Source organism: Luteibacter rhizovicinus, assembly GCF_004342265.1.
Classification (GTDB): Bacteria; Pseudomonadota; Gammaproteobacteria; order Xanthomonadales; family Rhodanobacteraceae; genus Luteibacter; species Luteibacter rhizovicinus_B.
In genome coordinates, this window is the sequence record NZ_SMCS01000003.1 from 551,253 (window position 1) to 562,620 (window position 11,368).

Here is an 11,368-nt window from a genome sequence, read left to right on the forward strand (position 1 = left end):
CCGGTTCCTGTGGATAAGGGGGAGTATAGGTGAACGTCGTCAGGGCAGCGGCAACAGCAGGCTTACGCGCAAACCGCCGCCTTCGCGGTTGGCCAGCGCGATGCGGCCGCCATGCGCTTCCGCGATCTCGCGCGCCAGCGCCAGGCCCAGGCCGGTGCCGGAGCGCTTGGTCGAATAAAACGGCAGCAACGCTTGTGCCAGCACCATTTCGTTCATTCCGGGGCCACGATCGGCGACCTCGATCCGAAGCTCGCGGCCGACGACGTGGATATCCAGGGTGACCTCCTCCGGCGCGCCTCCGGCCTCGTGCGCGTTCTTGATCAGGTTGATCAGCACCTGTTCGATCTGGACCGCGTCGAACCGCCCGGGCTGCTCGGGTGCGTCGGACTGCAACCGGAACTCGCTATGGAGCGCCAACGCGTCGAGGAACGGCTTCCACTCGATGGATTGCGGCTGGGGGCTCGGAAGTTTCGCAAAACTCGCATATCCGGCGATGAAGCCATGCAGGTGTCGCGCACGATCGCCAATGGAGGCGAACACGCCGGGCAGCCGTTCCAGATCGCCCCGCCGCACCAGCTCGGCACCGGAATGCGACAGCGAGGAAATCGGCGCGAGGGAATTGTTGAGTTCGTGGCTGATCACGCGGATCACCCGTTTCCACGTCGCCACTTCCTGTCTCGACAGCTCGCGCGTCATGCGGCGATACAGCTGAAGGCGATGCGGCCGGCCCTGCAACCGGAAATTGCGCTGCGAAAGGTGGAAGGTTTCTTCTCCCCCATCCATCTCGACGGTCAGCAAGGCGTCCTCGCCCCCCTGCGCCGCCTTGCGCAGGGCTTCGGGCATCGTGACCAACATATCTTCGAAATTCAGCCCGGCCAATGTGCGGCCTTCGTTGAACAGATGACGCGCCGCGATATTGGCGTAGGTCACCTTGCCCTGTGCATCGGTCAGCACCAGCGCAACGGGTGTGTTCTGCACCACGGTATCGAGCATGAGCTCCCGCTGGGCAAGATGCTGACGCTGGTCGCGCAGGGTCTGGCCCAGCGCGTTGTGCATGTGGATCAGATCGCCCAGCTCGTCGCTACGCGACGAGGCGATGGAAACGCTGAAGTCGCCATCGCGATAACTGGCCACGGCGCTTTGCAACGCGCGCATCAGGCTGCGCAGCGGCTGCATGACCGCATGCGCCAGCCATGCCGACAACGGCAGCAGCACCAGCACGCTGAGCGTGAGCGCGCCCCAGGGGCCGATCGGCTCCGAAGCCGCGGCCGGATGCTTCGGCGAACTGCCCATCCAGCTGATCAGCTGCGGCAGCGGCCATTCGGTAACGGAGGCGAAGACAAGCGCACCGACCAGCGCGGAGCTTCCGATCAGGATCGTCATCCGTCCTTCGAGGGACATCTTTCTCATGCACGCACTCCCCTATCCCCCGGCGACCGTCGCAACGCTACCAGATCACGTCGCCAGGCCGTAGCGCTCCATGCGACGGTACAGCGCCTGCCGGGACAACCCGAGCGAATTCGCCGCGCGACTGATGACGCCACCGGCCGAAGCCAGCGCCGCCTCGACGGATTCGCGTGTCGGTTCGTCCAGATTGCGCCCCGCGAGGGAGACCGCGACCGGAAGGTTCAGATGCGTCGCCTCGATACGGCCCTGTGGCGCAAGCAACGCCGCACGCATGATCGCGTTCTTCAGTTCCCGCACGTTGCCTGGCCAGCTATGCGCCAGCAGCGCTTCGCGAGCCTCTTCCGTCAGCATCGCGCGCTCTTCGAGGAAGTGCTCGGCCAGCGGCAGGATATCGTCGGTGCGTTCGGCGAGCGGCGGCAGGTTCACTTCGATGACGTTGAGCCGGTAATAAAGATCTTCGCGGAACGTCCCCGCACGGATCATGCTCTTCAGATCCGCGTTGGTCGCGCTGATGACGCGTACCTTCGCCTGACGCGTGCGTCCGGACCCCAGCCGTTCGAACTGTCCCGTTTCCAGTACGCGCAGTAGCTTCATCTGCCCGGGAAGCGGCAGGTTGCCGATCTCGTCGAGGAACAGCGTGCCGCCGTCGGCCATTTCGAAACGGCCTTCGCGCGCCTTGTTCGCGCCGGTATAGGCTCCGGCATCGGCGCCGAACAGTTCGGCTTCGATCAACTCGCCGGGTAACGCACCGCAGTTCACCGCGATGAACGGGCCGCGACGGACCGGCGAGTTGGCATGCACGATAGCCGCGATGCGTTCCTTGCCGGCACCGTTGGGACCGGTCACCAGCACGGGAATGTCGGACCGGGCGACCTGGCAGGCCAGTTCGATGGTGCGGCCCATGCCTTCGGAGGCGAAGACCAGACCATCGAGTTCGTATTTGTTTTGCAGTGCCTCGCGACGCTTGCGCCGTTCGATCCGCGCACGCGTGACTTCGCGTGTCGACTCGGACAGCTCCAGCAGGTTCTCCACCGTCTGGAGCAGCTTGGCGTCGTCCCAGGGCTTGGCGAGATAGTCGGCGGCGCCGGCCTTCACCAGTTCGACGGCGCTTTCCAGATGCGTCCAGGCGGTCAGCAGGATCACGGGCAGGTCCGTATGCCGCGAGCGTATCTCCCTGAACAGCGCAGAGCCTTCCTCGCCCGACGTGGTGTCGGCCGTGAAGTTCATGTCCTGGATGACGACGTCGACCTGCTCGCGCGCCAGGATGTCGAGCCCTTCCTCGGGGGTATGCGCTACCAGCGCACGGATATCCCGCAGGGAGAGCGCAAGAGAAAGCGCCTCGCCCACTGCGGGGTTGTCATCGATAATCAGTACGGAACGCATGATGTCCTTTCGCATGCAACGATGGATGCCGCCGCCGACGAAAAGGTTGCAACCCCGTCGACCCCCATCGGCATTATGCCCGGCCCGGGATCATCCGCGGGTCGCTACGACGGGGGGAACGGAAGCGGCCCGCAACGCCGGGCCGAGAACGGCGACCTGACCCAGCAGCCACAACAGTACCGCGCCCACCGGAAAATAGATCGCCGGCAATCGCGGCAGTTCGTAATGCGCCATCAACAGCAGATTGATGCCGAACGCCATCACCATGCCAATGACGATGCCAATCGTGGCCAGCAGGAAGTTCTCGGTCTGGAAGTATCGCAGGATGTCCTTGCGTCGTGCGCCGAGCGCACGACGGACACCGATCTGCCGGCGGCGCTGGGCAACCCAGAAGCTGCCCAGACCAACGATTCCCAGCGCGGTAACGATCATCAGAGCGACACAGACGCCGATAAGCAGGCCGGTCATCGCACGGTCGCTGGCGAAATAAGCCTTGCGTACATCGTCGAAGGTTCGCTTCTCCGTGATGACGCGACGGTTGTCCATCGCCTTGAGCTTGGTCACCGCGGCAGCCAGTACGCGTTCGCGTTCGGCCGGCTGCGTGCGGATGATGAAGCTGGCTCCCATCGACATCGTCATACGGATCGGCAGAAGCATGCTGTAACCGGCTGTCGAATAATCCATGATCGACGGGCGGGTCAGCCTCTTCACCACGCCGACGATCCGCACTTCGTTCGTTCCGGTGACGATCGTCTTCCCGACCGCGTTACCGTCCGGAAAGAGTTTTCGCGCCAGGGCGTCGGAGATGATGGCAATCTTCGGGAACGTGGCATTGCCGCTCTTGGCGGCGTCGTCGAACCAGGTGTAATCGTTTGTCTGGAACGCGCGTCCGGCAATGATTTCCACGCCGAATACTTTCGGTATGTCCTCACCGTAATACACCGTGACACTCTGTACCGTCGGGCGCTTCTGATCGAGGCTAAGCTTGATCGACGAGTTCCACGACGAAGAACCGAACGGTACCTGGTTCGCCATCGTGACCGAATCAACGCCGGAAATCTGCCGTAAACCCGCCAGATCGGCGGTGATGCGGGCATGGGCATCGGGCTGGTCGCCGATGCCGTTCGCCGTGATCTGCAGCAATTCGTTCTCGACGATTCCGCTTGGCGTGCTGATGTTGTCCAGACGCTGGCCGACAAGGAACACGGCGTTGCACACGATCGCGCAGGTGAGTGCGATCTCGAGGATCACCAGTGCCGCCGTGACCTTGTGCCTGCGCAGCGTGGAAAGTATAGGAAGGATGTCCATCGTCGCCCTCACTGGGATTTGAGCTGGAGAGCCGGCGCGACCTGGCACGCCCGCCATGCGGGCAACACGCCTGCCAGAAGCGTCGTGCAGATTGCGAGCACGATAGTGAACGCGAGCATCGGAAGGTCCAGATGGGCAAGCGTTGCGTATCCGTCCGGCTGCTTTCGTACCAGCCAGAGACCCAGCAGGGCGAGGGCCAGTCCCCCGACACCCCCGACCAGGCCGATGATGCCCGCCTCGGTCAGCAACTGCGCGAATACCGCGCGACGGGACGCGCCAAGGGCACGACGTACGCCAATCTCACCCGCACGACGCATGAACTTGGCCAGCATCAAACCCACCGTGTTAACCAGACAGACCACGAGAAATCCAAAGGCCAACCACGTCTGCAATTTCACGTCGCTGGGAACGACCTTTTTGTAATCGAGCCACCCCATAAGATTGAGGAGAGCTACATTCGGCGACCGCTCGAAACGGCCCAATACTTTCTGCTCTTGCGAATAGTGAACCAGGAAGTCGCGATAAGCCCCCGCCTTGGCGGGTGTGTCGAGCTGCACCCAGAACTGCAACCAGATGCAAGACTCCGTCTCCAGCGCTTCCTCGGCATCGCTGCCATTGCCCCAGCAGCTGATCGAACCACTACGCGACATTTTCAGGTCGCGCGACGTAGCCAGTGGAAGGTAGACATCTTCCGACTTCGCATAGTCACCCATGTTCAGGTCGTAGAAATGCGGATTGGGACTCCAGTCGCCAATGACGCCGATGACCCTGAGATCCGCTCCATTCGCACGGATAGTACGTCCGGTACTGTCCTCGCCCTTGAACAGCTTCTCGTTGAGCTTCGCCGAAATCACCGCCACACGCGCCTTGGCATCGTCGTCTTCGCCACGCCATGCGTGACCGTAGAGCATCGGCACCTCGAACATCGGGAAAAAATCGGCCGTCGTGTAGCGCGCCTTGGTGTAGAACGGATCGATCGCCGCATTGTCCGGCTGAATGGGTACGGCACCGCCTGTCATCAACGCCTGGCGATCGGCGCGTTTCGCGCGCAGCAGATTCATCCCGTCGATCCAGGTCATCTGGTCCAGCGGTTCGTCGTCAGGTGTCTTGCTGTCCGCTCCCTGGGGGTCGATCTGCGGCGCATACAATTGCTGGCTGTGTCCCGGCATCGGATCGCCCGAGAGCACATGCAGCACCGTAAGCGTTGTCATGCTCGTACCGATGCCGAGCGCGACGGCGAGAATCATCAGTGCCGTCAGCATCCGATTGCGCTTCAGACTGCGCATCGCCAGATCGAGGTAATAACCGAACATCTGTGTCTCCGTATGGATTCGCGTCAGACCGTACGTGTCGCTTCAACCGGCGATACACGCGATGCGCGCAACGCCGGTGCCAGCACCGCCGCCTGCCCCAGGGCAAGCAACGCCACGACACCCACCGCAACATATGTCAGCGAAAGCCGCTCCATTTCGAACCGGGTGAACAGCCACTGATTCATGCCGACCGCGAGCAGGGAACCTACAATGACGCCACCCAGCGCGATAAGGAAGTTCTCGGTCATGAAGTAACTGAGGATGTCGTTTTTCGTAGCACCAAGCGCCCGGCGAACACCGATCTGCTTGCGCCGTTGACCGACCCAGAAACTGGACAGGCCCACGATGCCTGCCGCCGTAATCGCCAGCAGCACGGCACAGACGATACCCATCAGGATCGCCATGCCGCGATCGGTTTCGTACGCTCGTGCGCGGACCTGCTCGAACGTGCGGATACCTGTTTCCTCGGGAATGACGCGCATGCGGCTGGTGGCGTACAGCGTCTTGGGAAGCGCTTTCAGCATCGCTTCCTGCTGTCCTGGCCGCGTGCGGACCACGAAATTCTGATAGTTGCTGTCGAGAATAGCCGGAAGCATGGCCGCGTTCTGGTCGAACTTGCCCGCCCACGTACCGACCCAGGGCACCTGCAGCTTCTCGACCACACCGATAACGGTAGAAGGTTTGCCTTCCTGCGAGAGATAGATCGTCTTGCCCAGCGCCTTGCCATCCTCGAACAACTTCTGCGCGAGAGCCTTGGTAATGATGACCTGCGGCAAAGACGTCGAATTGCGCGGATCCAGCGAAATGACTTCGCCCGCGTTGAAATTGCGACCTTCGATCAGTTTCACGCCAAGCGTCTTCAGCGCATGGTCGTCGATGAAGTACAGCGTCGTCGAAGTGATTTCCTTTTTCGCATCGGGCTTCAGACGCACGCCCATCGACCAGCCGCCGTTGCGCAGCGGATAGGAGTTCGTCGCGTACGCATCTTCCACGCCCGCCAGGTTACGAATGGCGGCGAGGTCCGTTTTCACCGTGGGCGTGAAGCTCGTGCCCGGCCCGACATATCGATTGGCGATCGCGATGACATTGGTTTCGTCCATGCCCGTGGTGCGCGACAGCCGCGAGACGCGCTGCTCGATGATGAACAGCGCGTTGCACACGATCGCCAGGGTCAGCGCGATCTGCAGCGCGATAAGGATGGTGCCTGACTTGTGCCGGCGAAGTGCGGCGAGAATCGGTTTGATCTGCATGACACCGCCCCTTAGTTGGATTTGAGCTGCCACGCCGGCTGCACCTGAGCGGCGCGCCACGTGGGATAGAAGGCCGCGATCAACGAGGCTGCGACAGCCACCACCAGCGTCAGAAGAATCAACGTGGGGTCCAGCGTCGCCAGACGGGCGATGTCCTTGGGAAACACCAACCCGACACCCAGCACGCCGACACCCGTCAGGATCAGTCCCAGCAAACCGCCCGCAAGACCCACGGTGCCGGCTTCGATAAGGAACTGTGCATAGATGGTGCGACGGGATGCGCCGAGCGCCCGACGTACGCCGATCTCCGGTGCGCGCCGCATGAACTTGGCAAGCAGCAGGCCCACCGTATTCACGAGACAGATCACGAGGAAGCCCAGGGATACGGCCAGCGAAATCTGCGATTCGGGCGGAACGACATGCTGCACGTCGAGCCATTCCATGACATTGCGCAGCCGCACATTCGGCGCCCAGCTGAAGCGCCCCGCGCGCTGCTGTTCCGCCGCGTACCCTTCGAGGTAGCGCTTGTATGCCACGGCATCGGCCTTGCTGGGAAGCTCGACCCAGAACCCGTTCCAGATGCACTCGGAACGAATGTAGTTGTCCCAGCCTTCTCCCGGGTCCTTCGCGCAGTTGTTATTGCCGTTGGTCGGCAACTGCAGGTCGACAGCGCGGCTGTAGGGAATATAGAGCCCCGGCGGATCGTCGAAGCCACCGGTATTAACGACGTCGAAGAAGCGCGGCTGCGGATTCCATTCGTCGATGACGCCCGCCACCCGGAACAGACGGCCATCCAGATTCACCTGTTTGCCAACGCTCTGACCACCGTTGAACAGTTTGTCGTTGAGCTTGCGATCGATGACGATCACGCTGGCGTGCTTATCGTCGTCCTCAGTCGTCCACGGGCCGCCCTGGAGGAACGGCGCCTCGAACATGGGGAAGAAGTCCGCCCCGACCGCATAAGCCCCCTGACGCATCGGAAGACGCGAAGGGTCGTCCGGAATGACCGACGGGCCAATCGGATAGATCGCCGTCTGCCGGTGCGCCTGCTTCGCACGTCCGAGGGCCACCGCATCGATATAAGTCAATGCGTCCGGCGGCTCGCCCTTCTCGGTATTTTCCGGCCCCCAGTTGTCGACCTGCACCATGTAGAGCACGTCGGATTTCTGCGGAATCGGATTGCGCGATGTCGCGCGAAACACCGAGTAAGTGGTCATGGACGCGGCCACGCCGAATCCGATCGCCATGACCATCAGCGCGGTAAGCATTGGATTCCGGCGCAGACTGCGCAGGCCGAGTTGCAGGTAATAGGCGAACATGGTTATCGATCCCCAGCGTGATGCGGCGTTAACCGCCTTTGCGCGGCAAACGCCGCGCCCCTCCCCGAACAACTTGCTGGCTTACGAATTCGCACCGACAAGATGCGCATTCGCATGGAAGCGCGGGTCTTCGGCAAGATCGACCACCTGGCCATCGATCACGTGCACGTTGCGCTGCGCGCGCGCAGCCAGCTCCGGATCATGGGTCACCATGACGATGGTCGCGCCTTCGCGATGGATCTCTTCCAGCAGTTCCAGCACGCTGCGAGCCATCTGCGTATCGAGGTTACCGGTCGGCTCATCGGCCAGAAGCAGGCGCGGCGAACCGGCGAGCGCACGGGCAATCGCCACGCGCTGCTGCTGACCGCCGGACAGCTCGGCCGGATAGTGCTTGGCACGCGAGGCCAGGCCCACGCGCTCCAGCGCATCCATGATCCGCTGCTTGCGTTCGGCGGACTTCATGCCGCGATAGCGCAACGGAACTTCCACGTTGTCGAACACGTTCAGGTCGGGAATCAGGTTGAACGCCTGAAAGATGAAGCCGATCTTCTCGTTGCGAATACGCGAACGGGCGTTATCGTCCAGCTTGCTGACCTCCACGCCGTCGAGGTGATACTCGCCGCCCGTGAACGTTTCCAGCAGACCCGCGATGGTCAGGAAGGTCGTTTTGCCCGAGCCGGACGGACCGGTCACGGCGACGAATTCGCCTTCCTTGACGTTGATATTGAAATCGCGCAGCGCATAGGTTTCGACGACTTCGGTGCGATAGACCTTGGCCAGGTGAGTCATTTTCAGCATGTCGGTTCCCTCTTCGGTAATAGGTAGTTAACGGGGCACAACGGAGCACATGACGTTGCGGATCATCGACTGATCGCTACGTGCGCGGCGCCGTTGAAACCGTCGGTGCCGGAAATCACGATCTTGTCGCCGGCCTTCAGGCCGTCGAGGATCTCAACTTTGTCGATGCTGTTCGCACCGACGCGAATCTCGCGCTTGTCGGCAATGCCGTCGTGCACGACATAGGCATAGCGGCCGCCGCTTTCGTCCACGAACGAACCGCGGGCCACCGTGAGTACGTTGTCGCGCTTGTCCAGGAGGATGCGCACCGACAAACGCTGGTTCTGGCGAAGCTGCTGCGGCGTCTCGCCGTCGAAGCGCAGACGCGCCGACACTTCGCCGTTGACCACTTCGGGCGAAATCGCACTGACCTTGCCCTGCCAGACCTTGCCGTTACCCGTGATCTCGCCCGGCATGCCGATGCCCAGATCGCGTGCGAAGCTTTCCGGCACCTTCATTTCCACTTCCAGCGCCGAGAGATCGATGACGCTGAGCAACTGTGCGTCCTTCGCAACCGTGGCGCGTTCGGCGATGAAGAGCTGACCGACCTGACCGTCGACGGGCGACTTCACGTCGAGGTCCGCGACCTGCCGTTCGAGGTCCTGCACCAGCAGCACCTGCCGGTCGTGGGCCAGGCGCTTGGATTTCACGTCGAAGGTCAGGCTGTCGTTGTCCAGGCTGCGGTCGGACTCCGCATGCTTGGTCGTGATGACGGCCTTCTCGACCGTCGACTTGGCCTTATCGACGTCCATGCTGGGCACGGCGCCCTTGCCGAAGGCCTTTTCGTAACGATCCTGGTCGCGCTCGGCCGACCGCTGGTCGATGACCGCGTTGTCGTAGGCTTTCTGCAATTCCAGCTGCTTCTTGCGCGCATCGATCTGCGCACGCAGGAAATCGACTTCCATCGCATTGGCGGCGGATGTTTCCTGTGCAAGCTTGCTGGTCAGTTCCGGGCTGGTGATCGAAGCCAGTACCTGGCCCTTCTTCACAACGTCGCCGGCATGAATTTTCAGAACGACCGCGCCTGGCGATGTCGCATACAGCGTCGGACTGACCGCGGCGACCACTTTTCCTTCGGCAGCGATATCGCGCACGAACGGACCGCGCTCTACGGTCGCGAAGCTCAGACGAGATCCGCTGACCGATGCATCGGCAGAAAACATTGTCATGACTTTCGGTGCGGCGAATACGCACAACGCGACGACGGCAACGCCGGCGCCCGCAAGCATGAGCTTGCGCTTATGGTTCGGACGAACTTCGACGAGACGGTCCTGTGCGGAGGTGTCGCGGATCATTGCAGATTCCCTGGCCACGGACAGCGTGGTTACGAGGGGTATTCAGCAAAGATCGTGCCATGATGAAGGACGGCAAAAATCGCTGACAAGTCAGCAGGTTATAAATGCAGCGTTTTGAGCGACCGGTGTCCGCGGACACCGGACACGGACACCGGGGACAACTAGCCGGACATCGCAACCGATTCGGACAACGCGATATCGCGCGCGACACCCTGCCCCAGAATGGAGATGCTCACGGGACGCGAACCGAGTACGTCCAGCTCCGCGACACGGTGCCGGGTGAAGCGCAGGACACGTGCCCGGGCCATGCCGCAAATGTCGGTGGCTTTGCCCCAGCGGGCGGGAACATCGACGGGAATGCCGCCCACGAAGAGACCGTCCCAGGCGAGATAGTCGGTGTCCGGAAGCAGATAGATGCGCGCCAGCAATCGGCCGGCATCGTCGGCACACTCGATCCACTCGCGCGGACCTTCCGACGTAACCGCGCAGGTAAGACCGACATAACGCGTGCACAACAGCGGAGCGAGTTCGGCATGCTCCACCAGACATCCAGCGAGAGGGACGTCATCCGTCGATTCGCGTCGTGGAAGAGCGAGATAAAGCACGCCGCCAAGCTGTGCGAGCCTCTCGATCAGCGGACGCGGCGCCACGGCAAGCCACTGTGTAACGGGAGTGGAACGGGCGCGCGCATGCACGCCAAAGGTAGCGAGCCAGCCGAACATAACGTCTCCATGAGACTTCCGAACGATGGATAGCCCGGCTGGCCGTCCATCCACTGGACATGAGCTGGCGATAGGCTCGGGGGAGGAACGAACGCGCGGAAGGCCAACCGCCCTGCCCGCTTTACTTGGTGAGGATGAGCTTGTCGTTACGCGTCAGGCGCAGGTGATATTCACTGCCCTGATGCTCGATCACCAGCTCGCGCGAGCCTTCCAGCAGGTTCTTGCTGGCGACGCGGCGTGCGGTCGCGGACGGTCCACGCAACGCGACGATTTTATCGCGCGCCGGTGCTTCGGTCAGGGGAAGCGCTCTCATCAACATGGTCAGCTCCGCATGGGGTAGGTACGAAGTTGATGATAGTGATTCTCATTTGCATGTCAATAGGCCGATGAGGCGTTTGCGATCGGCATCGTTGTTTTTTGTAGGAGCTCTCTCTCGAGCGCGCGGTCTTTATGGAGCTTGTCGCTTATGTTGGTGAGGTAAAGCGTCGCAACGTAGGTGGTGAGGCAGAGGAAGCCGGGGCCACCCATGTCGCG

10 protein-coding genes are annotated in these 11,368 nt (G+C 62.0%); all 10 read right to left on the reverse strand.

What is annotated here, in order from left to right; genetic code table 11:
• Nucleotides 1-39 precede the first annotated feature (39 nt).
• The 10 genes from EC912_RS10845 to hemP all read right to left on the reverse strand — a co-directional run bounded on the left by EC912_RS10845 (nt 40) and on the right by hemP (nt 11,147).
• Nucleotides 40-1,410 (reverse strand): sensor histidine kinase, encoded by a 1,371-nt coding sequence (locus EC912_RS10845; RefSeq protein ID WP_132143792.1) that lies wholly within the window; start codon nt 1,408-1,410, stop codon nt 40-42.
• 45 nt (nt 1,411-1,455) lie between these two features.
• Nucleotides 1,456-2,790 (reverse strand): sigma-54-dependent transcriptional regulator, encoded by a 1,335-nt coding sequence (locus EC912_RS10850; protein WP_132143794.1) that lies wholly within the window; start codon nt 2,788-2,790, stop codon nt 1,456-1,458.
• A 90-nt stretch (nt 2,791-2,880) separates the two neighbouring features.
• Nucleotides 2,881-4,098, reverse strand: a complete 1,218-nt coding sequence (locus tag EC912_RS10855) for an ABC transporter permease (protein ID WP_132143796.1) — start codon at nt 4,096-4,098, stop codon at nt 2,881-2,883.
• 8 nt (nt 4,099-4,106) lie between these two features.
• Nucleotides 4,107-5,411, reverse strand: a complete 1,305-nt coding sequence (locus tag EC912_RS10860; protein WP_132143798.1) for an ABC transporter permease — start codon at nt 5,409-5,411, stop codon at nt 4,107-4,109.
• A 23-nt stretch (nt 5,412-5,434) separates the two neighbouring features.
• Nucleotides 5,435-6,661, reverse strand: coding sequence for an ABC transporter permease (locus EC912_RS10865; RefSeq protein WP_132143800.1), 1,227 nt, complete (start codon nt 6,659-6,661; stop codon nt 5,435-5,437).
• A gap of 11 nt (nt 6,662-6,672) precedes the next feature.
• The gene (locus EC912_RS10870) at nt 6,673-7,980 is read right to left on the reverse strand and encodes an ABC transporter permease (protein WP_132143802.1); all 1,308 of its coding nucleotides are present in this window, start codon (nt 7,978-7,980) and stop codon (nt 6,673-6,675) included.
• Nucleotides 7,981-8,061: 81 nt separating this feature from the next.
• Nucleotides 8,062-8,778: an ABC transporter ATP-binding protein gene (locus EC912_RS10875; protein WP_132143804.1), complete on the reverse strand. Its 717-nt coding sequence runs from the start codon at nt 8,776-8,778 to the stop codon at nt 8,062-8,064.
• 62 nt (nt 8,779-8,840) lie between these two features.
• Nucleotides 8,841-10,112 carry an efflux RND transporter periplasmic adaptor subunit gene (locus EC912_RS10880; RefSeq protein ID WP_132143806.1) on the reverse strand — a complete coding sequence of 424 codons (1,272 nt, stop codon included), beginning with the start codon at nt 10,110-10,112 and terminating at the stop codon, nt 8,841-8,843.
• Nucleotides 10,113-10,273: 161 nt separating this feature from the next.
• Entirely contained in the window at nt 10,274-10,834 is a 561-nt protein-coding gene (locus tag EC912_RS10885; protein ID WP_132143808.1) for a hypothetical protein, read from the reverse strand.
• Between the two features lie 121 nt (nt 10,835-10,955).
• Nucleotides 10,956-11,147, reverse strand: coding sequence for a hemin uptake protein HemP (hemP, locus tag EC912_RS10890; RefSeq protein ID WP_243649228.1), 192 nt, complete (start codon nt 11,145-11,147; stop codon nt 10,956-10,958).
• Nucleotides 11,148-11,368 lie beyond the last annotated feature (221 nt).

Bases quoted from the DNA above. Each gene is read 5' to 3' on its own strand.
- EC912_RS10845 (WP_132143792.1), bottom strand. From the start codon at position 1,410: ATGAGAAAGATGTCCCTCGAAGGACGGATGACGATCCTGATCGGAAGC.
- EC912_RS10875 (WP_132143804.1), bottom strand. From the start codon at position 8,778: ATGCTGAAAATGACTCACCTGGCCAAGGTCTATCGCACCGAAGTCGTC.
- EC912_RS10885 (WP_132143808.1), bottom strand. From the start codon at position 10,834: ATGTTCGGCTGGCTCGCTACCTTTGGCGTGCATGCGCGCGCCCGTTCC.
- EC912_RS10880 (WP_132143806.1), bottom strand. From the start codon at position 10,112: ATGATCCGCGACACCTCCGCACAGGACCGTCTCGTCGAAGTTCGTCCG.
- EC912_RS10870 (WP_132143802.1), bottom strand. From the start codon at position 7,980: ATGTTCGCCTATTACCTGCAACTCGGCCTGCGCAGTCTGCGCCGGAAT.
- EC912_RS10860 (WP_132143798.1), bottom strand. From the start codon at position 5,411: ATGTTCGGTTATTACCTCGATCTGGCGATGCGCAGTCTGAAGCGCAAT.
- EC912_RS10865 (WP_132143800.1), bottom strand. From the start codon at position 6,661: ATGCAGATCAAACCGATTCTCGCCGCACTTCGCCGGCACAAGTCAGGC.
- EC912_RS10855 (WP_132143796.1), bottom strand. From the start codon at position 4,098: ATGGACATCCTTCCTATACTTTCCACGCTGCGCAGGCACAAGGTCACG.
- hemP (WP_243649228.1), bottom strand. From the start codon at position 11,147: ATGAGAGCGCTTCCCCTGACCGAAGCACCGGCGCGCGATAAAATCGTC.
- EC912_RS10850 (WP_132143794.1), bottom strand. From the start codon at position 2,790: ATGCGTTCCGTACTGATTATCGATGACAACCCCGCAGTGGGCGAGGCG.